Origin of the sequence: uncultured Sunxiuqinia sp., assembly GCF_963974515.1 — a bacterium.
Taxonomy (GTDB): Bacteria; Bacteroidota; Bacteroidia; order Bacteroidales; family Prolixibacteraceae; genus Sunxiuqinia.
Genome location: NZ_CAXBDD010000015.1, coordinates 1 through 23,763, shown reverse-complemented (window position 1 = coordinate 23,763; position 23,763 = coordinate 1). Strand labels below are relative to the sequence as shown.

General features: G+C 43.8%; 19 protein-coding genes. 4 read left to right on the top strand and 15 right to left on the bottom strand.

Features of this window, described 5'->3' with window-relative positions; translation table 11 throughout:
- The first annotated feature begins 4 nt into the window (after nt 1–4).
- The 3 genes from AAC033_RS06005 (at nt 5) to AAC033_RS05995 (ending at nt 4,307) form a co-directional block, all read left to right on the top strand.
- A complete protein-coding gene (locus tag AAC033_RS06005; RefSeq protein WP_339736437.1) occupies nt 5–901 on the top strand; it encodes an alpha/beta hydrolase-fold protein in 897 nt (298 codons plus the stop codon).
- A gap of 16 nt (nt 902–917) precedes the next feature.
- Nucleotides 918–2,780: a glycoside hydrolase family 13 protein gene (locus tag AAC033_RS06000; RefSeq protein ID WP_339736435.1), complete on the top strand. Its 1,863-nt coding sequence runs from the start codon at nt 918–920 to the stop codon at nt 2,778–2,780.
- Nucleotides 2,781–2,936: 156 nt separating this feature from the next.
- Entirely contained in the window at nt 2,937–4,307 is a 1,371-nt protein-coding gene (locus AAC033_RS05995; RefSeq protein ID WP_339736433.1) for an alpha-amylase family glycosyl hydrolase, read from the top strand.
- Between the two features lie 284 nt (nt 4,308–4,591).
- On the opposite strand, the gene metG is transcribed toward AAC033_RS05995, so the two are convergent.
- The 4 genes from metG to AAC033_RS05975 all read right to left on the bottom strand — a co-directional run bounded on the left by metG (nt 4,592) and on the right by AAC033_RS05975 (nt 8,334).
- Nucleotides 4,592–6,625, bottom strand: a complete 2,034-nt coding sequence (metG, locus tag AAC033_RS05990) for a methionine--tRNA ligase (RefSeq protein WP_339736431.1) — start codon at nt 6,623–6,625, stop codon at nt 4,592–4,594.
- A 169-nt stretch (nt 6,626–6,794) separates the two neighbouring features.
- Entirely contained in the window at nt 6,795–6,938 is a 144-nt protein-coding gene (locus tag AAC033_RS05985; RefSeq protein ID WP_339736429.1) for a hypothetical protein, read from the bottom strand.
- Between the two features lie 337 nt (nt 6,939–7,275).
- Nucleotides 7,276–7,686 (bottom strand): DUF1801 domain-containing protein, encoded by a 411-nt coding sequence (locus AAC033_RS05980; RefSeq protein ID WP_339736427.1) that lies wholly within the window; start codon nt 7,684–7,686, stop codon nt 7,276–7,278.
- Between the two features lie 42 nt (nt 7,687–7,728).
- Nucleotides 7,729–8,334, bottom strand: coding sequence for an ATP-binding cassette domain-containing protein (locus tag AAC033_RS05975; protein ID WP_339736425.1), 606 nt, complete (start codon nt 8,332–8,334; stop codon nt 7,729–7,731).
- 870 nt (nt 8,335–9,204) lie between these two features.
- Here AAC033_RS05975 and AAC033_RS05970 point away from each other — a divergent pair.
- On the top strand, nt 9,205–10,644 hold the full coding sequence (locus AAC033_RS05970; RefSeq protein WP_339736423.1) for a hypothetical protein: 1,440 nt from the start codon (nt 9,205–9,207) through the stop codon (nt 10,642–10,644).
- Nucleotides 10,645–10,744: 100 nt separating this feature from the next.
- On the opposite strand, the gene AAC033_RS05965 is transcribed toward AAC033_RS05970, so the two are convergent.
- The 11 genes from AAC033_RS05965 to rfbF all read right to left on the bottom strand — a co-directional run.
- Nucleotides 10,745–11,092 carry a hydrolase gene (locus tag AAC033_RS05965; protein WP_339736421.1) on the bottom strand — a complete coding sequence of 116 codons (348 nt, stop codon included), beginning with the start codon at nt 11,090–11,092 and terminating at the stop codon, nt 10,745–10,747.
- A 131-nt stretch (nt 11,093–11,223) separates the two neighbouring features.
- On the bottom strand, nt 11,224–13,605 hold the full coding sequence (locus tag AAC033_RS05960; protein ID WP_339736419.1) for a polysaccharide biosynthesis tyrosine autokinase: 2,382 nt from the start codon (nt 13,603–13,605) through the stop codon (nt 11,224–11,226).
- A gap of 62 nt (nt 13,606–13,667) precedes the next feature.
- A complete protein-coding gene (locus AAC033_RS05955; protein WP_339736417.1) occupies nt 13,668–14,411 on the bottom strand; it encodes a polysaccharide biosynthesis/export family protein in 744 nt (247 codons plus the stop codon).
- Between the two features lie 122 nt (nt 14,412–14,533).
- Nucleotides 14,534–15,949 carry a sugar transferase gene (locus AAC033_RS05950; RefSeq protein ID WP_339736415.1) on the bottom strand — a complete coding sequence of 472 codons (1,416 nt, stop codon included), beginning with the start codon at nt 15,947–15,949 and terminating at the stop codon, nt 14,534–14,536.
- 234 nt (nt 15,950–16,183) lie between these two features.
- A complete protein-coding gene (locus AAC033_RS05945; RefSeq protein ID WP_339736414.1) occupies nt 16,184–17,245 on the bottom strand; it encodes a mannose-1-phosphate guanylyltransferase in 1,062 nt (353 codons plus the stop codon).
- Nucleotides 17,246–17,273: 28 nt separating this feature from the next.
- On the bottom strand, nt 17,274–18,416 hold the full coding sequence (locus tag AAC033_RS05940) for a GDP-L-fucose synthase (protein ID WP_339736413.1): 1,143 nt from the start codon (nt 18,414–18,416) through the stop codon (nt 17,274–17,276).
- 206 nt (nt 18,417–18,622) lie between these two features.
- Nucleotides 18,623–19,780 (bottom strand): GDP-mannose 4,6-dehydratase, encoded by a 1,158-nt coding sequence (gmd, locus tag AAC033_RS05935; protein WP_339736411.1) that lies wholly within the window; start codon nt 19,778–19,780, stop codon nt 18,623–18,625.
- 219 nt (nt 19,781–19,999) lie between these two features.
- Nucleotides 20,000–21,334 carry a Gfo/Idh/MocA family oxidoreductase gene (locus tag AAC033_RS05930; RefSeq protein WP_339736409.1) on the bottom strand — a complete coding sequence of 445 codons (1,335 nt, stop codon included), beginning with the start codon at nt 21,332–21,334 and terminating at the stop codon, nt 20,000–20,002.
- Nucleotides 21,335–21,346: 12 nt separating this feature from the next.
- The gene (gene rfbC, locus AAC033_RS05925; RefSeq protein ID WP_339736407.1) at nt 21,347–21,889 is read right to left on the bottom strand and encodes a dTDP-4-dehydrorhamnose 3,5-epimerase; all 543 of its coding nucleotides are present in this window, start codon (nt 21,887–21,889) and stop codon (nt 21,347–21,349) included.
- A gap of 11 nt (nt 21,890–21,900) precedes the next feature.
- On the bottom strand, nt 21,901–22,947 hold the full coding sequence (locus AAC033_RS05920) for an NAD(P)-dependent oxidoreductase (RefSeq protein ID WP_339736405.1): 1,047 nt from the start codon (nt 22,945–22,947) through the stop codon (nt 21,901–21,903).
- A 30-nt stretch (nt 22,948–22,977) separates the two neighbouring features.
- A partial coding sequence (rfbF, locus tag AAC033_RS05915; protein WP_339736403.1) for a glucose-1-phosphate cytidylyltransferase occupies nt 22,978–23,763 on the bottom strand: 786 nt, incomplete at its 5' end.

Genomic DNA, 23,763 nt, shown 5'->3' with positions numbered 1-23,763 from the left:
CAAAATGAAATCAATATTGAGCAGTCTGGGAATTTTCCTGGTGCTAAGTATAAATCTATTGGGACTGGAACCAAAAACGGAGATCGGGAAAGTGATTTCTTTTCCTGATTTTCAATCTAACTATGTAGATGCCAGGAACGTGGATGTTTGGGTGCCAGAAGATTACCAGGACACAAAACAATATGCCGTGATTTATATGCATGACGGGCAGATGCTGTTTGATTCAACAAATACCTGGAATAAGCAAGAATGGCAAGTCGATGAAGTCCTTAGCAAACTAATGAAGGAAAATAAAATTCAGGATTGCCTTGTCGTTGGAATCTGGAATAACGGGGAATACCGTCGTGCGGAATATTTTCCAGAAAAAGCGCTTGCCTATTTATCGGATGAGAGCAGGGACACCTTGATTGCTGAATGGTTAATGGGAGAACCGCTGGCGGATGAATACTTGCGTTTTTTGACCGAAGAACTCAAGCCTTTTATTGACAAGCGGTTTAAGGTGCATACCGACAGGGAGCATACCTTTATTGCCGGCTCAAGCATGGGGGGACTAATTTCGGCGTATGCGATATGCGAATATCCTCAAATATTTGGAGGAGCTGCTTGTTTATCAACCCACTGGATAGGAACCCACCAGGACAATGTTCTCATTCCGGAAGCTTTCGCCAACTATTTGACCGAGTTTCTTCCCGAACCGGCCAATCATAGAATTTACTTCGATTATGGAACGGAGGGGATTGATCGCTTTTATGAGCGTTACCAACAGCAAGTTGACGAAACGATGCGAATCAAAGGTTTTGATGAAAAGAATTGGCTTACAAAAAAATATCCCGGAGAGGATCACTCCGAAATCTCTTGGGCTAAACGACTTTCAGTTCCTTTTACATTCATATTAAAATAACGATATACGATTAAAGATGAAAAAACTAATTATTACGTCATTGCTGATAGTTTTCGCAGCAATCACATTTGGAATGCGTGTTGATCGTGTCGAACCCCGGTTTTGGTGGGTAGGCATGAAAAATCCCAACCTGCAGCTCATGATCCATGGTGAAGGCCTGGCCGGCAGCCATGTGCTGGTGGATTATCCGGGTGTGTCGTTGAAAAGTGTGACTCAAGTCGAAAATCCGAACTACCTGTTTATCGATCTGAAAATTTCAGACGAAGCAAAACCCGGAACGTTTCAAATTACATTCACTCAAAGCAAAAGAGATCGAGTGGCTTATACCTATGAATTAAAGGCACGGGCTAAAGGTTCAGAAAACAGGATGGGCTTTAACAGTTCGGACGTAATCTACTTGGTTACCCCCGACCGCTTTGTGAATGGAGATCCGGGCAATGATGCATTACCCGGTATGAAGGAAAAACCAAACCGGCAAGATAAGGATGGGCGCCACGGTGGTGATATACGTGGGATTATCAACAGCTTGGATTATTTGCAGGATTTGGGATTTACAGCTGTCTGGCTCAATCCGGTGCTCGAAAACAACATGACGCAGGTTTCCTATCATGGATATTCCACTACTGACTTCTACAAAGTGGATCCGCGTTACGGTTCCAACGAAGAATACCAGGAATTGTCGGAAGAGTTGAAAAAGCGTGATATGAAACTGATCATGGATATGATTTTCAACCACTGCGGCTCGGAACACTGGTGGATGGATGATATTCCCATGAGCGACTGGATCAATCATTACCCGGATTACAAAATCACCAGCCACCGGCGTACGGTCAACCAAGATCCGAATGCTTCGGAAGCTGACCGGAAAGCGATGGTTGACGGTTGGTTTGTTCCGACCATGCCCGATTTGAACCAGGAAAACCCGTTTATGGCCACCTACCTCATCCAAAACAGTATCTGGTGGATTGAGTATGTTGGTTTGGAGGGCATCCGGCAAGACACCTGGCCCTATCCCGACAAACACATGATGGCGGATTGGACTGCCCGGGTGCTGGAGGAATATCCCAATTTCAACATTGTGGGTGAGGAGTGGAGCATGAATCCGGCCATTGTTTCGTATTGGCAAAAAGGCAAGCAAAACGCCGATGGTTACCACTGTAGCTTGCCGAGCCTAATGGATTTTCCGTTGCAAAATGCGGCCAGCCGGGCGATGAATCACCAAGAGAGTTGGGACAAAGGGTTGATCGAATTGTATGAAGCCATTTCCAACGATTTTTTGTATCCGGATGCCCATAACCTGGTTGTTTTTCCGGATAACCACGACATGTCGCGTTTTTTGACCCAGGTTGGCGAGGATGTTGACATGTTGAAAATGGCCCTCGCTTATTTCTTGACCATCCGTGGAATTCCACAGTTCCTTTATGGAACCGAAGTGTTGATGTCGAATCCGGGAACGGATGATCATGGCATTATCCGTAGCGATTTTCCCGGTGGATGGGCCGGCGATCCGGTTAACGCCTTTACCGGGGAAGGGCTTTCGGCAGAACAAAAAGACCTGCAAAACTACCTGCGCGCCATTCAAAACTGGCGGAAGGAAAAAGAAGTGATCCATGCCGGTAAACTGATGCACTTCGTTCCGGAAGATGGGATGTATGTGTATTTTCGTTACAATGAGAATGAGGTCGTAATGGTGGTGCTAAATAAGAATGAAGATGAGCAAGTTCTGGAAACAAGCCGCTTTCAGGAGGTGATGGAAGGGTTTACCAGCGGCATGGAAATTATTCATTCAAAAGAAATAAAAGACCTGTCAAGTATTGCTGTTCCGGCTCGTTCAGCGATGATCATCGAACTTAGCAAATTTATATCAAGTGACTATTGAATCTATCTATTTCCCACAAAGGCACGAAGACAAAGAACAAATAAAAGCTCTGTGTCCTTTTCGTTTTAGTGGAAAAAAGTATACTAATCCCTTCAAATGAAAAATTAGAAATACCAAAAATGTGCTTTGCCCAACATTCGATAAATAAATAAACCAATGAAATCACTTTCTTTTATATTGTTCCTGTTTGTGATCGCCTGCCAACCAACGCAAAAACCGGCTGATCAGGAAAGTCAAGCGTTAGATTCGGCGAGAGTTGAAAGTCCAGACTGGATGAATGATGCCGTTTTGTATGAAGTCAACATCCGGCAATACACGCCGGAGGGGACTTTCAATGCTTTTGCAATGCATTTGCCACGCCTGAAAGATCTGGGAGTCGATATTCTGTGGATCATGCCCGTTCATCCGATCTCGGAAGAAAAGCGGAAAGGCAGCCTGGGATCGTACTATGCAGTTCAGGATTACCAAGGTATTAACCCCGAGTTTGGCACAATGGAAGATTTTAGAAACCTCGTAACCCAAGCGCATGACCTGGGTTTTAAAGTGATTATTGATTGGGTGGCCAATCACACCGGATGGGACAACCAATGGATTTACGATCACCCGGACTGGTACACCAAAGATTCGACCGGGGCAATCATTCCGCCAAACCCGGATTGGTCGGACATTGCTGACCTGAACTTTGATAAGGAGCCGATGCGGCGTGCCATGATTGATGCGATGGACTTTTGGCTGGAAGAAGCCGATATTGATGGTTTCCGTTGCGACGTAGCCTGGGGCGTTCCACGGGATTTTTGGGAAGATGCCCGGGCCTCGCTCGATTCAATTAAGCCGTTATACATGCTGGCCGAGGATGAAGATCATCCGGCTTTGCTGGAGTATGCGTTCGAATCGAACTACGCCTGGAAACTGCACCATATTATGAATGACGTAGCCCGGGGTGATCAAACAGCACAAGCTATCCGAGACTATTTCAATGAAATGGATGAAGATTTCTATGCGCCAGGTTCATTTCCCATGCAGTTTATCACCAATCATGATGAGAACTCGTGGGCCGGAACCGTTCAGCAACGCATGGGCGACGCCGCCGATGCTTTTGCGGTATTTAGCTTTACCGTGCCAGGCATTCCACTAATCTACAGTGGACAGGAAGCCGGATTGAACAAGCAGCTGGCTTTTTTCGAAAAGGATGAAATTGATTGGTCGAATCTGGAGAAGCAGTCTTTTTATAAGCAATTAATTGATCTGAAAACGGCGAACCAAGCCTTATGGAATGGCGATGCTGGCGGCGATTTCAACTTGCTCGAAACCAATAATAATGAGCAAGTGCTGGCATTTACGAGAGAAAAAGATGCAAATAAGCTTTTGATCATTTTGAACCTTTCCGATCGTCCGGTTGTTTCAGATATCAAGTTCGGTGTTCAGGAAGAGTTTGAAGACGTATTCGAAGAAGGGACATTGAGAATTGGAGAGAAGGAGAGCATCGAACTTCAACCTTGGGAATATAAGATTTACAAGCGATTATAGGTTTTAGTTTAGGTTTAGTTGGTTTATTAGTTTGAAGAGGGTTCGCATTTGCGGCCCTTTTTTTATGAAAAAAAACCGCCTTTGCGTACAAAAGCGGTTTCATATAGTCGAGTAAGTTGCCGATCTGCTTGGGCAGTACTGCAACTTACGGAAGCGCGCCAACCATGAGCTGGCACGACTATCTTTCTTCTTATTAAGAGTCACCCTGCACTTGTTTCAGGGGCTGTCGGCTGTTTGATGGAGATGCTGAAATGCGTTCAGCATGACGGTATTAAAAAAGCTTTTTACCTCACTTCCGAGCCGTTTTTCACTTTGCCTTCCGGCGACACAAACTTCAGCGTTCCATCGGCGTCTTCAGCCATCAGGATCATGCCTTGCGATTCGATACCACGGATTTTACGAGGCTCTAAATTCACCAGAATGGAAACCTGTTTTCCAATAATGTCTTCCGGCTTGTAATATTCGGCAATGCCCGAAACCACCGTGCGTTTGTCGATTCCGGTATCAATTTTAAGTTGAAGCAGCTTTTTGGTTTTCGGAACAAGTTGCGCCTCCAGGATGGTTCCGGTACGAATGTCCATTTTCATAAAATCGTCGAACGTGCAGTTCTCCTTGGCGGGTTTTGCTACGACTTCGGCTGCTTCGTTGGCTTTCTTGGTGTCCAGCAGCTTTTGTACTTGGGCATCAATTACGCTGTCTTCAATCTTTTCAAACAGCAGCTCCGGCTGGTTGGTTTGGTGTCCGGCCGGCAACAAATCGGTGCGTCCCAGTTCGCTCCAGTCCAGTTTTTCAAAGTTGATGAACCCACGGAGCTTGTTCATGCTGAAAGGTAGGAAAGGCTCCAGGATGATTGTGAGGCTGGCGGTAATCTGCAGGCAGATGTTCATCACCGTTTTTACACGTTCCGGATCTGTTTTAAACACTTTCCAGGGCTCTTCATCGGCCAGGTATTTGTTTCCCAGTCGGGCCAAATCCATCGCCAGTTTCAGCGCTTCGCGGAAACGGTAGGTGTCCAGGCTTTTTTCAACCTGAGCCTTCAGGCTTCCAATCTCCACCAGCGTAGCCTGATCCACTTCATTCAGGTTGCCCAAAGCAGGAACTTCGCCGGCATAATACTTTTGTGTGAGCACCAGTGCGCGGTTCACAAAATTGCCGAGTACAGCCACCAGTTCGTTGTTGTTGCGGGCCTGAAAATCTTTCCAGGTGAAATCGTTATCCTTAGTTTCTGGCGCATTGGCGGTGAGCGCATATTTCAGCACATCTTCCTTGCCGGGGAATTCATCCAGGTATTCGTGCAGCCAAACAGCCCAGTTGCGCGAGGTGGAGATTTTATCGCCTTCGAGGTTGAGGAATTCGTTGGCCGGCACATTTTCAGGCAATACGTAACTGCCTTCGGCTTTCAACATGCTTGGGAAAATGATGCAGTGAAATACGATGTTGTCTTTCCCAATGAAGTGCACCAGCTTGCTTTCCGGGTCTTTCCAATATTTTTCCCAGTCAGGTGTCAGTTCCTTGGTTGCTGAAATGTAGCCGATCGGCGCATCGAACCAAACGTACAGCACCTTTCCTTCAGCCCCTTCAACGGGAACAGGTACACCCCAGTTGAGGTCGCGGGTTACGGCACGGGCATTCAGTCCACTGTCAATCCAGCTTTTGCATTGCCCGTACACGTTGGGTTTCCATTCTTTGTGGCCTTCCAAAATCCATTCTTTCAGCCAAGGTTCGTATTGGTCGAGTGGCAGGTACCAGTGTTTGGTTTCCTTCAGTACGGGCGTGTTTCCGCTGATCATCGATTTGGGGTTGATCAGTTCGGTTGGGCTGAGTGAGGTGCCGCAGCTTTCGCACTGGTCGCCGTAAGCCTTTTCAAAGCTGCATTTTGGGCAGGTGCCCACAATGTAGCGGTCAGCCAGAAATTGCTTATTTTCTTCATCGTAATATTGCTCGCTGGTTTGCTCCACGAACTTGCCGTCGTCATACAGCTTTTTGAAAAAGCCCGAAGCTGTTTCGTGATGAACGGGCGAGCTGGTACGCGAATACACGTCGAACGAAATGCCGAACCGCTCAAACGAATCCTTGATCATGCCGTGGTATTTGTCCACAATGTCCTGCGGTGTAACGCCTTCGTTTTTGGCTTTCAGGGTGATGGGGACGCCATGCTCGTCGGAACCCCCAATGAGCAGTACATCTTCGTTTTTCAGACGAAGATAGCGGGCGTAAATATCAGCCGGCACATAAACACCAGCCAGGTGCCCAATGTGAAGCGGCCCGTTGGCATAAGGCAGGGCAGAAGTAATTAAGGTACGTTTGTATTGTGACATAGAACTGTGATTTTTAGAATCTGTGAAATTTGAATTCGTTTAAGGGCTACAAAGATAAGTGTTTTTTTATGCTTTCAAGGAGGGGAGGGATGGATTGTAAGCTTACACCGATGCTGATCATCTAACCCAAACCAATCCATTTTTAAGATCAGATGGTCGATTTCCCTGCCTAAATTGTGTCTAAAGCAATGCCTTCTCTAAGAACTTGTTTAAGAATATGCCTGGTGATCTTTCTTTTCGAATTGATTTCACTTTCACTTTGAATTAAAATGTCGGCAGGAATTTTTAGCTGGGCCAGCTCTTTTCTCATCATGGATTTAATCGCTCCTTTTTTTGCGGATATTTATGGTGTTTTTCGAAATAATAAGAAAATCGTAATCACTATCCGGATGGTCGTCTTTTCTGGTGCGCGATCCAAAAAGAATAATCCTGCAACCAGGAATCAATCTGTTCACCGTATTTTTGATGATTGTCAATGAATCCGAATTGTTGTAACCCATTTTCCCTGTTTTGGTCTGAAGTCAAAATTACCCGATGTTTTGGAAAATGCCATTTGTGGGAAGCGATCGCCTGCACCGGTATATTATTATCATGAAAAATGGGTTAAGTACCGATTTTCCCAATTCATGTTAACGGTAGTGTAGCCACCTCTACCTTTTCATCATTTCGATCGTTGGAAAAGCAGGCGTGGGGGATAAGGTGGTCTTTATTGTCCCGTTTCGATACAGGTTGAGACTTTGGTTTAAAACTGACTGGATGGTAGCGAAAGGCAAATCCACGTTTGGATTTACTCTGAAGATCTTCATTTTTGAACGTTCACCGGCTTCCAATGCGGGGTGGTCAAGGTGTTTGCCTTCTACCATCAGGAGGTAAGGTTCATCCGTTTTTTTGTCCGTCCACAAATAACAGAAAGGTTTGCTTTTGAAACAAAAGCAGGGCATTCCCCATTTGGTGGGTTTAGTAATTTCCTTGTCCTGTTTCAGAATGATCCCTCGCAAGGCAAGCAGGCAACTCCTGTTCGGTTCTTCCTGTTTTAAATAATAATCATCTGGCTTGTTCATATCGGTTGCAGAATTATTATCGGATAATCGTAAAAGCGGATTTTAAGCTTTATTGATATATCCAAGTTTTACCAAATCACTTTTGTCTTTTGTCAAGTATGTTTTGCCGTTCACGATCACATAAACCTGCTCACAAACATCGATTATATGTTCGTGCAAATGGTCGGTAATAATTATTCCCTTATTTTCCTTCTCTTTGTTAATAATACTTTTTATTGACTCAACATGCACTGGCATAACTTGCGAAAACGGCTCGTCTAACATGCAAAACATTGTTTTTGAAGCAACGATCGAATAAATTTCAACAATCCTTTTTTCACCACTTGAGAGCTTTCTCAACTTTGAATGGTAGTATTTCTCAAATTCAGGGAAGTACTCGATAAACCGGGAAAAGCTTAAATTAAAATCTCTGAAAATTCTTTTGAGTGTTAGGCTTTTAGGGATAAAATGGACTTGTGGTAAATACCTTAGAATTTCGGGATTTCGGTATCCGTCAAAAATTGTCTTGCCATCCACACGAATTGATTTGTCAATAATTTTCAGCTCTCCGTAGATAATATTCATCAAACATGTTTTCCCACATCCATTTCGGCCAAGAATTCCAGTGATTTCTCCCGTGGCGTTTTTCAGATAAATATCCTGAAGCACCCTTTTTGTGCCAAACTCAAGAATAATGCTGTCAACTTCCAGGGAGTGATTCATAATTGTTCGATGCGATGGTTATTAATGCAATGAGAAAGAAAAGGAAGTCGAAAGTTAAAACCGGGGCCCAAAGTTTGTGCCTGGACATTCCCAGGTTTTTGTAATAGTAAAATTTATTTTTTTTGTAGCTATTGGTAGAATATACCAAGACGGCGAGCGTGGAAATTTTAAACCAGAATAGGATCTGAATAATATAAATCCCTTTGCTGCCGTACCTATGCACCATGAAAAGACAAGCAAAAGTTATCAAATAGCTCGCCAGAGCAAATGATTTGTAAAAGGTTAATATTAATCTAAATGCCCTCATTTCAAAAGTACGCTTAACAATTTTATTGATATCACGTCTCAATTTTAACCGATAACATTGTTATAAACTTACGCCTTATTTTGTAAAATCACATGAAAAGGTTTGTAATTTTCGCGAGGCATGGTGTTCCGCGCTTGCCGCCAACTTTCCCATGCTAAAGGCAACAAAGGAGGAGTTGGCTCACCCGAAAAAGTAGTCCGGACACTGGAAATAGTGGTTGGAATGGACCAAGGAGCGATTCGGACGGTAAAAAATCACCCTTAAACGGTTGTCCGGAGTAAAAAAGAAGAATGTTTGGACTGCTCTAAATTGTATGTCATGAGTATGCTATTGACTTTCAGTGCTGAATTTCTTAAATTGAGTCTTCTTACGCTGAAGTGCCAGCACAATTCCTTTCAACCAAAAATCCAACTCTTGCCCGAGCTTCCTCTCGAAACCAGTCACCCGAGTGGCCATTACATTTGCCGTCGTTCTTTTTGATTGCTGAAAACCTTTAAAACTTCAAACTTATGGAAGCACAATTTATCGATCTGCACACCCATCCAGCTATAAAGCCCTTGGGTAAAAGTTTTAACCGCAAACCCGGATTTAGTAATCCAAACCGCAACCGGCCAGATAGCCTTTGGTATGCTGATGCTCCATCGCTGCTTGACAAACTGGCCAATATTACCACCACCCTCACCAAGTTCCGGCAAGCGGATTTCACCAGCCTTGCCAAGGGTGGAGGGCATGTTATTGTGGTGTCGCTATGTGGGCTGGAGAAAGGGTTTGTGATGACCAAACTCGGCACCAAACTGGCCGGCGACCTGGTTAATAACCTGGTGATTGGGATGGGAAAAAAGCGCATTGATCATGTGCAGCGCATGGACAATTACTTTGATGATTTAGAGCTGGAGTATGGATTTTACAGGCAGTTGGACGGGAAGAAAGTGAAGATGAATGGGCAATGGCACCAGTACAAATTGGTTGGCAGTTTTTCGGAAATTGAAGCCAACCCCGAAACTGGCATTCGCACGGTTTATGTGGTGTTGACGATCGAAGGAGCACATGTGTTTAACTGTGGACTTCAACGCATGGGCAAAACGGTTGATCCTGCTGAAGTGATGGCAAATGTGGAAAAGGTAAAGCAATGGGACCACCCGGTCTTCTTCATGGGGCTGACCCATCATTTCGGGAATGAGCTGGTTGGCCATGCACAAAGCTTGCATGGCGTGGTGAGTAAGCTGTGCGACCAAAGCGATGGCATGAATACGGGCTTTACCGACCTGGGCTGGAAAGTACTTCGCCGATTGCTTGACAAGCAAAACGGCAAGCGAGTGCTTATCGACCTGAAACACATGAGTGTACAGTCGCGCGAAGAATATTACCAATTTCTGAAACTGGAACATCCTAACGAAGTCATTCCGTTGATTGTTAGTCATGGTGCGGTCACTGGTTTTCGCTCCCACAACCAGTTGATCGAAGATGACCTGTTTAATTATGGAAAATTTCAGTCAAACGACATCAACTTCTATGACGACGAAATTGTCAGGATCGCCCGGTCGGGTGGTATTTTTGGCGTTCAGTTTGACGAACGGCGGGTGGGAAGTAAATTTGAGCTAAAGAAAACCGGCCCGTTTTTGAACCGCCGGAAAATGCTTTTTCATAAATCGAAATTGATCTGGAACCAGATTGAACACATCGCGGAAGTCTTGAATCGACACAACCTTTTCGCATGGGGCATTCAAAGTATTGGCTCAGACTACGACGGTATGATTAATCCACTCAACGGTTTCTGGACCGCGGAAGATATGCCGATGTTTGACAGCTACCTGGAGAAGCATGCATTTAATTTCTTAAATTCGGAACATGCCAAATCCCTAAAGGAATTCAACAAAATTAGAGCCTCGGACATTGTAGACCGCTTTATGCATGAAAATGCTTACGAGTTTCTGAAAAGAAATTTCTAGATTGCCCGGCTCATACCAAAAAAAAAGCCTGCACGAGGATTGCAGGCTTTTGGTGTAATGTTAGTCAGGTCCGCGACTAACATGCGATTAAAAACAATAATTATCTGTCTGACATTTCATTAACCATTTGAAAGATTAAACCCCACTCGGGCAATCCCCCAATATTTCGGTCGTCAATAAATAAATCGGCATGGATTTTTCGAGGAGCATTCTGATCAAACTTCTCTTCGGGAAAACTTTTATTTACAGCGTAGAATTCCACCCCTTTTGAGAGGCAAAACTGCACGGCTTCTTCCAGCTGCTTCCCTTCTCGGTAAGTCCACAAAATCAATCGGTGTCCCCGTTCCTGAAGTTTCTTCAGGGTCAGGGTGGCAAAAGGCAGTTCTTTGCCAATTTTTGGGTAGCGGTGCTCAACAATGGTCCCATCAAAATCAACGGCAATAATCATAAATCTGTCTGTTTTTTTTCAGTTATACAAACCATATTACTTTGTGGTAGTGGTTATAATTCGGCTTCTGTTTTAAACTAAATAAAAACAAGGCAGCCCGAAAGCCACCTTGTTTTGTCTAAGTAAAGAAATCATCCAGTGTAACTAGGGCTGGAATCAAAGTAGTAATAACTACTATTTTTTCTGTGGCTGTAATCGGCCCCATAAGCTCCTACATGCGCGTGTTTCGACAAGTGAATGTCGTTCAAGATAATTCCGGCATTCTTCATTGCCTTTTTCTTGTTCACATGGTCGATGAATCTTACTTCATTTTTCTTACTATAGTCTTGTCGGGTGACAAACAAATTAATGTCCACTTTCTGACCAATAATGATTCCATCGGAAACCAGCGACAAAGGCGGGTTATCGAAAATAATGTAATCAAATAGCTCACGGCAGCGCTCGATCAGTTCTTCAAACTTCCCATTCTCCAGAAGTTCCGAAGGATTAGGAGGAATCGGCCCTGCCGAAACAAATTGCAGGTTTTCGACCCGTGTTTGTCTGAAAATGTCTTCAAAAGAACTAAAATCCGTTAAATAGGTACTTAAACCTTCCTTGTTTTTATATTTTAGCCGGTTGTGCAAACTGGGTTTGCGCAAATCACAGTCGACCAAAAGGACGCGCTTATTGTTCAGTGCGATCATAGAGGCCAGGTTGGCCGATGTAAAGGACTTGCCTTCACCGGGGATGACTGAGTTAATCCCGATAATTAGGGTCTTGTTTTTCGCCTGAGGCAGAATAAACTGCAGGTTGGTTCGCAACTCCCGGAACGATTCTGCAATGGCGGATCGCGGATTATCAATGGCTGCCAAATACTCGCTCCCAATTCCGGAGTTGACAATGTTTCCAATGACCGGGATATCGGTGTACTCTTCAATATCTTCGGCCGACTTAATGCGGTCGTAGAAATAGGTAGCGAGCATGATCACCATAAATGGAATGAACAATCCGGCCAACACACCTCCGGCGACATTAATGGTCAAATACGGCCCCATCAGCTCAGCAAGCTGTGGTCTGGCTTCATCCAGCACCTCTGTATCCGACACGTTGGAGGCATGAGTAATCGCAGCTTCGGCCCGCTTTTTCAGGAGGAATGTATACAACTCATTATTCAGATCATACATCCGCTGCATGTTCATCATTTGTTGCTCCGTTTTGGGGTGAGCCGACAACTGACGATTCACGCTCTCAACCCGTCGGTCAAGTCCTTGGATCTGCACAATGGCATTGTTTATCAGGTTTTTAAGATTCTCTTGCAAGTTTCGCTTTACCATTTCAATCTGGTTGTTGACCAAAATCAGCTTGGGGTTTTTTTCCTGAACAGTATAGGAAAAGACTTCACGCTGCCGGTAAAGATCACTTAGCTGGGTAACCAGGTTGTTCAATGATTCATCAACAATGCCCACCACCGATGGAGCAACTACTTCCTGCATTTTTTCGGTGTCGGCCAGGTATTTCTGCAAATTCCGGTAATAATCCAGATGCGACTGGGCCATGGAACGTTCCTTATCTAAATCGACCAGCCTCTGGACAATAATTCCACCTTCCTGCCCGATATCCACAATTTGATTTTGTGACCGGAAAGAGGTAAACTTATTACCTGCTACCTGGAGGGTATCGATTACATCTTTGAGCTGCGAATCAATAAAGTCAATGGTTGTTGCTGATGTATGGTTTTTCTCTCTTAATTCGTAGGCCAGATACACACGGCTTAATTCATTGAGGTAATCGGCCCCCTTTTGCGGAACATTGTCAATCAAAGACAGATAAATCAAGTCGGCCTTATCCTCAGGCTCTTCAATGACCAGTTTATTCATATAATTTCTCACCTGCCGATCGAAGTTATTGAAGGTGAAAAAGTACTGATTGCCGCGCCTAGCCGATTTTGGATAAAGGGTAAAATTGAAATAGTCGTTCGCGAAAAGCTCACCGAATTTTCCTTTTTGGTCAAATTCAATTTCGACCTCTTTCCCATAAATCATCTTCGTGCCTTTTACCTGAACCTGAAAAGTGCTTGAGTCGAGCATCTGTACATGAATTGGGATTCCCTCTAAATTCATGGCTTCTCGATCATACAAGATCTCAAAAGGCTCGTTCCCATACATCTCATCATCTCTAAGAAGCAACTTCTCGTACCAGCTTGTTGACCAATCCAGGTTTTCAAGCACCTGCTGATTGATCGAATGCGAAGTCAAAATACCAATGTGATTCAGGAGGTTGATATTTCCCCCCATCGCCCCGGAGAACGGCAAATCCAACTGGACTTGTGCGTTATCTTTCTGCTTGATTAAAAACAGGCTGTTGACCTGATATGTTGGAGGTGTTATTTTGGTTAACAAATAGCCGCAACCGCCTCCAATCACGCCGACGATCATAAACCAATACCAATTGCGTTTTAGCTTATGGAAAAACTTCTTGATCGCAAGCATGTCTTCTCTCTCCAACGAATTGGAGAATTCTTCCATTGTTTTCATAGATAAAATCTTTACTTAGTTGTTAAAAAATCATCACTACACCTATCAATTAAACTCTGGCCCTAGCCCCAGAGAAAATTAATAATCAGCATAATGGTAGTAAGCGTGGATGCTCCAATGGTATAATAAGATGCATTCAATCTCACATTCTTCAATTTCTGCGGCCGTACAAAAACGACATCGTTCGATTGAAGATAGAAGGCCTCAGATGCTAAAATCTTCTTTTCTGTAAGGTCAAGTAGAAAAGGCTGCACCGCATCTTCTCCCTGGCGCACTACCAAAACATCTTTTATTTTAGCATAATCAGTCGTCCCCTGTGCCATACCAATGGCTTCCAATACTGTCAGCGTATTATTGTAGTTGTAGTAAACGCCGGGCGACCGAACCTCTCCCAGAACACTCACTTTAAAATTGAGTAGGCGTACCTGAATATCTGCATCTTTCAGGTACTCATCTGCTCTTAACTGAATTTGTTCTTTGGTTTCCTTCAACGTACGCCCGGCCACATGAACAGCACCAATAACAGGCAAGATTATTTCACCTTGATTATCAACTTGATAGCCGTAAATGTGCTGCCCTGCCTGAGAGTTATACATGTTGCCTGATCCGAGACCTCCTTCGCTCTGCGAAAACATGGCGTTGACTTCGGGGTTAATGGTTTTAACGCTAACGTAGAGGTTGTCATTGGTTTTCACGACATAATCCTTATCGGCCTGCTGTACCATATTGGCATCAATCTCAGCCTTGAAGTCACGCAGAAAATAAGAATTCCGCTTGGAAACACAAGAAGACAGAAGAACTGTCACGACTAGAAGCATTAAAAAACTTCGTCTGCTTTGAACTGGAAATATCATATTTGTCGAGTTAATTATTTTATTTATTTGGTCTTTGATTAATCCGATATTCTTCGATTAAATCGCTTGCAGGCTTACTTTCCTGTTCCTACAAGCATTACCTTGACTGTCTTTAGAATCAGAAGGGCATCCTGAGCAAGCGACCAGTTGTCGATGTATTTCATATCCAACCGCATCCACTCTTCAAATGGAATGTCATTCCGCCCTGACACCTGCCAAATGCAGGTTATTCCGGGTTTCATACTCAGTCGGCGTATTTGCCAGCGTTTGTATTTTTCAACTTCTGAAGGGATTGGTGGGCGTGGCCCTACCACCGACATTTCTCCGCGAATGACATTGTAAAACTGGGGGAGTTCATCCAATGAGGTTTTCCGCAAAAACCGGCCTACCTTGGTAACTCTTGGATCCATTGTAATTTTAAATACCGGTCCTTCCTGTTCGTTTTGCCCCATTAGCGATGCTTTCAATGCCTCGGCATCGGCCACCATGGTACGAAACTTATAACAATAAAAACGACGTCCATTAAGGCCCACCCGTTCTTGTTTGAAGAAAACAGGACCTCCGTCATCCAATTTGATGGCAATGGCAATGATGATAAATACAGGAGAAACCAACAGAATAACAATCAAACTGAAGAAAAAGTCGAATACACTTTTTATTTTCAGACCTGCATAATTATCAGGAGTGTTCATGTAGGTCACAAAAGGTAACTGGTTGATTAGTGAAAAACTTGAGCTCCTTATTCGTTTTCCCCGCACTTTGGAAATCATTCCTGTGTAGTGATGGAAGCTAATACCAACCTCGGCACATTCCAAAATAAACCGGGTGATTTCATCGTGATTGTAGTCCGTCTTACAATAAATAACTTCATCAATTGTCTCCCTGTCCAAAACCTCTTTCAGATTTTTTCTTTCCGGAATCACCTTAAAGCGATCCTGATATTTTGAAGAGACAATTTTACATCCGGTCATGATTCCCCGAATATTGTAACCCCAATCCTTCGTGTGAATGATTTTTTCAATGTAGTCTTCCGATCCTTTATCCGCAATGACAAGGATTTGACGAATGCTATAACCCCGTCTCCTAAAGAAACGCATGATCAGGAAAAAGAAGTTCTTATATCCTGTCAGTATAATCAGATTCAGTACACTGAAAAGGAACAGGTTCCTCATGTTAAGAGCTTCATACCCTGAGACAATATTTATAGCGAATAAGAATGCGACTCCAATAGACACTAATTTGAAGTATGCAACAAACAGCTGTCGGTAGCTACTGGTTCGGGTCATCTTCCCCAATCCAAATTGCTCCAATAACAAAAACCATAACAGTGCGACAAAAATCAATGAGTTCTTGACTTCATTAATGGCTTCCATTTGGATCTCGGTAGAGAGATTTGCTGACCACCAAACCAAGGTAAAACATCCAAGGCTGAGTAACACCTGGAAGACAATACTCATTTTTTCGAGTGTATATTCACGTTCTTTAAGCATGATGGTAAAACATTTAGAGTAAAACTAAGGACTAAAGGTCCTGTCCCTTTATGACCAGAGACACGACCTGATAATTATTAAGTGACTGAAATTGAAACACTGCCACTTAATCAATAATGATCAAGACTACTTGCAAGCGATGCATGCCTACAATTTTTATTTTGTGGAAGTTAACTGAGATTAAGCTTTTTCAGAGTCAGAGCTTAAAAAAGGACAACGAATAATCGTACTTCTTTATTTTGAGTTTGATGCTTTGTGTCGAAACGCTTTGATCCGTTGCTCTTCACCCTTACTGCAAATGAGCAACACATTGTTAGATTCAACAACAATGTACTCACTCAGGCCCTGTACTACAACTACTTTATCTTCAGGGACATGAATGATGTTGTTGGATGTTTCGTACAAATAGGCATTTTCCGACGACACTGTGTCTCCAGTGTAAGTCCGGGATGACTTTTCCCACAATGCAGTCCAGGTTCCTAAGTCGGACCAATCGAAATGGCCCTTCTGAACATAGAGATTATCGGCCTTTTCAAGCATGCTGTAGTCAATTGAGATATTCTCAAAGGTTGGATAAACCAAGTCGATAAAGCTCTGCTCCTTGTCAGTGAAATAAATATCATTCCCATTGTCAAAAACCCGGGCCATGGCAGGCATATAAGTTTCAAAAGCCTGAATGATTGTTTTTGCCGACCAGAGAAAAATACCGGCATTCCAAAGATATTCCTGGCTTGCAAGATAGGATTTTGCTGTTTCATGGTCGGGTTTTTCCTTAAAGGCTTTCACCTTTCCGATTTCTTTATCCGGGTGATCCATTTGGATATAGCCATAGCCTGTTTCAGGCCGGTGGGGCTGAATTCCGATCGTTAAAATAGCATCCCGGTCCTTGACAAAGTTCAATCCTTTTTGCAAGGTTTTTTGAAACAACTGTTTCTGCTCAATTAAATGATCCGAAGGAGTTACAATAATATTGGCATTTGGGTTTAGCTTACGAATCTTATAACTCGCATAAGCTATACATGGAGCCGTATTTCTCATCACTGGTTCTGCTAAAATATTTGATTCAGGAATCTCCGGACCCTGTTCAAGCGCAATATCAATATACTGAGCCGAGGTCACCACAAAAATATTCCTAATGGAACAGATATCACTGAACCGGTCGATGGTATGTTGAAAGAGTGTTTTTCCGGTTCCAAGCATATCGAGAAATTGCTTCGGCTTTCGTTCTGTACTGACAGGCCAAAACCGACTTCCTATTCCTCCCGCCATGATGATTACAAAGGTGTCGCTTTTCATTTCGCTCTTATTAATATTATGTTTTAAATTATAAATTCATAGTGGAGTAAGACTTCTTTTCGCTGGCATACCATTGGCATACTTTTGAAATGCCTTCTTCAATCTCGATCTGATGTTTCCACCCCAATCGACGAAGCTTGGAAGGGTTTGTTAATTTTCGCATGGTTCCATCGGGCTTACTGGTGTTAAAAACCAAATCGCCACGAAAGCGAACTTCTGCTTTGATTAATCTGGCTAAATCACCAATACTTATTTCGCGCCCTGTTCCAATATTAATATGTGTATTCCGAATTTCTCCAGAGTCGACTGCGACAGGGTTCGCTTTTACAACATCATCAAAATTTATTTTTTCCATGATGAACACGCAGGCATCAGCCATGTCTTCACTCCAAAGAAACTCTCGCATGGGTTTTCCACTGCCCCAAATCTCAACAGAGATCGCTGGATTTCCATCCTTGTTTTCTTTCTTAATCCCAATTGATTCGAGTAATGCTTCAATCTCATTTGCCGAATTCAATTCGGAAATTCCGTTTACCGGCCGCATTTCGATGTCCTTCCGGATCGCATCCCAATTGCTTTCTTCCAAATACTTACCTAACAGTAGTTTGCGAACTAAGGCTGGAAGAACGTGAGACTTTTGCAGATCAAAATTGTCATTGGGACCATAAAGATTTGTTGGCATGACTGAAATAAAGTTTGTGCCGTACTGGAGATTGTAGTTTTCACACAGCTTAATGCCGGCAATCTTGGCAATGGCGTATGGTTCGTTGGTGTATTCAAGCGCTGAACTTAGCAGGCTATCTTCAGACATTGGCTGTGGGGCTTCGCGGGGGTAGATACACGTACTTCCAAGAAATAGAAGCTTTTTGACACCGTTCAACCAGGCCTGATGAATCACATTGTTTTGAATCATTAGGTTATCATAGATGAATTCGCCCCGGTAGGTGCTGTTTGCCATGATTCCGCCCACCTTTGCTGCAGCCAAAAAAACATAGTCTGGTTTTTCAGTTGTGAAAAAGTCTGCCACAGCCTCTTGATTTGTCAAATCCAATTCAGCATGCGTCCGCAGAACAAAGTTCTGGTATCCTTGCTTTTTTAAGTTTTTTAAGAGGGCTGACCCGACAAGACCCCGATGCCCGGCAATATATATTTTACTGTTTTTGTTCATCATCTAAACTAATTTTACTGGCACAATCCATCGTTACTTATCTATAGCTATTCCTTCATGCTTCGAAATGTGCTTTTTAATTTTATCCACACGATACGCTGTTGATCATTTTTATTGCCAAGCCTTGTTAAACGCCGAAAGATAAGCCTGCACCTGCCTCTGCAGGTGCAGCTCATTCTTTCAGCTTTTTTACTCAGCGTGGACTATTTTTATTCAAAGAAATTCAAAATGCGGTATCCCCCATTTTGGAGGTACGATTCTTTCTGGAAGAGTTTGACATCCGATGCCATCATGTCTGCGACTAAGCCCTGCAGATCATACTTCGGTTTCCATCCCAAAACCTGTTGCGATTTGGCTGGGTCACCAATTAACAGGTCAACTTCGGTTGGCCTGAAATACATCGGATCAATTTTGACGATCTCATTGTCATTCGACAAAATCCGCATCCGAATCTCTTCAATGTATTCATCTCCTACCCGTTCCCGGAACCTCACCTCGTCAACACCTACCAAACAGCCAACTTCATCAACACCCTGCCCTTTGAAGGCAACTTCCAGACCAACCTCTTCACAAGCCATCGTGATAAAGTCACGAATAGATGTTGTAATTCCAGTTGCAATCACGTAATCGTCAGGTTTATCCTGTTGCAGAATCAAATACATGGCTCGCACATAGTCTTTGGCATGGCCCCAATCGCGTTTTGAGCTTAAATTCCCGAGGTAAACTTTATCGAGCATGCCTAAAGCGATTCGTGATATTGCCCGTGTCACTTTACGAGTGACGAATGTTTCACCGCGAATGGGTGATTCGTGGTTGAACAAAATTCCATTGCTGGCGTGCATCCCGTAGGCTTCACGGTAATTTACTGTTATCCAGTAAGCGTACATTTTGGCAACAGCGTAAGGGCTGCGCGGATAAAAAGGTGTCCGCTCCGTTTGAGGAATTTCCTGCACCATCCCGTACAATTCGGAGGTAGATGCCTGATAAATTCTCGTCTTAGTCAATCCCAGCAGGCGCACTGCCTCAAGGATTCTTAGCGTTCCGATTCCATCCGCATTGGCCGTATATTCAGGCGTGTCAAAACTCACCTTTACATGGCTCATGGCAGCCAGATTATAAATTTCATCGGGCTGAACCTCCTGAATAATCCGGGTTAGATTCAAACTGTCTGTTAAATCGCCATAGTGTAAAATGAAATTGCGATTGGAAGTATGTGGATCCTGATACAAATGATCAATACGATCGGTATTAAACATCGATGAGCGACGTTTTACACCGTGAACGATGTATCCTTTTTTCAGTAAGTATTCCGACAGGTACGCTCCGTCCTGTCCGGTAACTCCAGTAATTAATGCAACTTTTGACATATCTCTCTCTTTTTTACAAATAAATAATTCATGCTTTTTGAGATGCTGGTATTCATCTCAGGCATATCTTTATGTTTTTGGTTTGATTCGTTTTATGGAAAAGTTTATTTTCTGAAGTTCCTCTTTGGTTTGAAAAATCAGATCCTGCCATGATTCTTAGTTGGCATTCTTTGAACCATATGGGGCGGATCAGATTCTGATCAGGCAATCACAGGGCTACTAAAAAGCAAATTGCTTCGTGCTTTTTAAAAGCAACTCAGGATTGAATCGTTCGAGTTGTTCCGTTCTTAACTGATCACATAATCTGCCTCGAGGAAGTTCGACATCATCGTAGGTGATCACCTGGTCTTTGGGAATGTCTTTTTTCAACCGGCAGCCGTTGGCTACTCCGATCGGAAGCAAATTCTCGTTTCTGGCGGTATCGTAGTTCTCGCATAAACCATAAGTCATGTACTCGCCCAAACCATCCAGTTGTGTATTGGCCTTCAAGTCAATTTTCGCAGTAGCCACCACTTCCACCAGCGGTCCGCGAGCTGGCGCCAACGCAGCATCTCCGAACAAGACTGCTCTTGCAACGGTTAAGGGCACCTCGAAATGACAAAGGTGGTATGGCGTGTAAAACAAATACAATGGCCCCTCGCCAAGCTTATATAAATTCAGGTAGTGCTGTTGTAATGGGTCATCGTGCGTTCCAAGCACAAATACTCCCGGCCCCGGTTGTGCTCCAACCACATAGTCAACAATCCCCGGACCCTCCAGCAACTGGTCGAGCGGGTAAAGCTGGTGAACCACGTCATGAAGCGGAGCCCCGGAAGGAACTGTCGGGCCATACATGCCACGCTTGCCAACCCGCATGCCGGTTCCATTGGCTACAATAGCCTGCTCAAATGAAATCTTCGTTCCATCGGCAAATGAAGTAACCATCGAGGGATTTTGCCCCCACTTCTTTGCAAAGCCTTCTTGTGTTGTCGGATTTCGATAGGGGTCATGTAGGCCCTTGATATTTCCGCACAGAACTGGTTTAACACCAATTGATTTTACAAAGCGATACAAATTCATTTCAACACCAGGCTGGTCACCATCAGCAAAGGTCAGGATTACTCCTGCCTCATCAGCATACTTCTTCAGAATTGGTCCGATGGTGCCATCCACCTCAGCATTCATCATGACCACATGTTTTTTGTGTTCAAATGCTTTAAGAATGAGATGGGCACTGAGTTCAATGGTTCCGGTGACTTCAATAATGGCATCAATGCCTTCAGCCTCACAAATCAACTCGGGTTGTTCCGTAACACTCACCTTTCCTTTTCTTATATTGTCCTCTAAGTCAGACAGCTTATCAACAAGTCTGATATCTTCAATTCCTGATTCTTCGTATGCTTTGATTGCTTTTTCTATGGTACGGTTTGAAATGGCCACCAGCTCCATACCGGGAACTGATTTGCATATTTGAATAGCAATTCCACGCCCCATAAATCCGGCGCCAATCATTCCGACCCGGATTGGGTTCTTATCTTCGTGCCTTTTTTGCAGGGCTTTATCGACTATGATCATGTTTTTGGTATTTTAGGGTAATACTGATTCATCAAAATCCGGATGTTGGCTATCCTTTTCCGAAATTACAGTTGCTTCCAATGGCCAGTCAATTTTCAGTGTGGGGTCATCAAATCGCAAACCTGCTTCAGCTCCCGGGGTATAAAACTCGGTCACCAAATAAGTCACTTCGGCATCGTCTGTCAGGGTAATAAAACCATGAGCGAACTTCTCCGGCACATAGAGCATCTTGTAATTGGTTTCGCTCAACTCAATTCCAAACCATTTCAGGTAGGTGGGTGAGTCTTTCCGCAAGTCCACAATCACATCATAGATGGCCCCTTTTGTACAGCGTATCAGTTTGGTTTCTTCATGCGGATGTTTTTGATAATGCATGCCACGAAGCGTTCCTTTCGTTTTACTGAAAGAAGTATTGGCCTGCACAACATTGCCGTTTAGCCCATGTTCTTCCATTTCCCGTTTACACCAGGAGCGTCCAAAAAAACCTCTTTCGTCAGTTATTTGGTTTATCTCGATAACAAAAGCTCCTTTTAATGCTGTTTCAATAAATCTCATATCCTAATGAATTACCAAGTCCACGATAAATTGTCGTCTAAATGCCCATTCTCCTGCAGCCCGGCCAATACTTTGAGCCGCATGTATTTTGACTCTCTGAATTTGGGGTCTTTCAAACCGATTTCCGACAAGGACTTGTAAATTTCTTCAATGCTTGTCTTCAAGTCATATATGGGTTGATGGTCTGGAGCCAGTTGCTCATAGAGGTCAAAGTTCACCTTGTAGGAACGCTTGTCCGGCGGGGCATCCTGATTGACCGTAACTTTACATCCGGGGACAATTTCGCCTACCGCCTCAGCCAATTCCTTTACTTGGTAATTCCATTGATTACTACCGGTATTAACAGCCAGGAATTGTCCGCCGTTTGTTTGGTCGCGACCGATGGCCCACTCGATTGCCCTGGCCATATCCAATACGTTAATCAAGGGTCTCCAAGGAGTCCCATCGCTTAAAATATTGATTTCCTTTGCCACCACGGCTCCAGCCACAAAATCATTGAGCACCAAGTCCAATCTCAGTCGGTTGCTCTTTCCGCATGCGGTTGCAAAACGCAAGCTGGTCACCGTAAATCCGTCCGTAGCCAGAGGTTCCAATTCCTGCTCTGCAAAAACCTTTGAACGAGCGTATGCAGTAAGCGGGTTGAGGCTGTCATTCTCCGTTTTGGCCTCACCATCGGCCGAACCATACATGCTGCAACTCGAAGCAAAAACAAATGATTTAACTCCTGCTTCCCTCGCCTGCCTGGCAATTCGGACACACGACCGGTAATTCACGTCAAGCGTTACTTCTTCGTACTTGGCACCCATCGGATCATTTGAAATCGCAGCCAGGTAAACAACTGCATCTACACCATCCAACAATTCGGCAGGAAAATGACGAACATCTCCAAAAATTTGCTGACTTAGCTTGACCTCAGGAATAAATTCAGTGCCAGTAAGTCGGTTGGCAAAATAGCCGATATCAAAGCCGACCAATTCGGCATCAGGATATGTTGATCTCAGTTGTGCGACTACTCCGGGGCCAACGTAGCCCATGTTCCCAATAATCAGTATTTTCATTGCTTTTTTTTTATTCTGTTCTAATATGATCTATTCCCAAATTTTCCATGGAGCCTTCCCTGCTGCCCACAGTTCTTCGAGTTTGTGTTTGTCGTTCAGTGAATCCATGGGATGCCAAAACCCTTTATGCTTGTATGCTGCTAGTTTGCCAAGTTCGGCGATTCTCTCCAAAGGGTCTCTTTCCCAGATCGTTTGGTCTCCCTCGATAAAATCAAAAGCCTCCGGCTCAACGACAAAAAATCCCCCATTGATCCAGGCAGTTTCAGTGCCATCTCCATCTGGCTTTTCTTTGAAATTGGTAACCATATCCGATTCGTTAGATAAACTGAAGGCACCAAAACGACCGGGTGGTCTTATCGCAGAGAGGGTAACATAAGCATTCTGCAGTTTGTGAAATTCGATCAGTTCATTAATATTGACATTCGAAACGCCATCGCCATAGGTTAGCAAAAATGGTTCATCACCAACATAATCCCTTACCCGCTTAATCCGACCGCCCGTCATAGTTTCCTGCCCCGTATCGATAAGGGTTATCTTCCATGGCTCCGAGTGATTCTTGTGGTACGTCGTTGTATTAGTGGAAAGATCAATTGTCACATCAGAACGGTATCGCACATAGTCGGCGAAGAATTCCTTGATGACGTAACCCTTGTAGCCACACAAAATGATAAACTCATTATGGCCGTGTTGGGAATAGATTTTCATGATGTGCCAGATGATCGGGCGATCTCCTATCTCAACCATTGGCTTTGGTTTAATCGTAGTTTCTTCAGAAAGCCTCGTTCCGAGACCCCCCGCTAATATCAAAACTTTCAT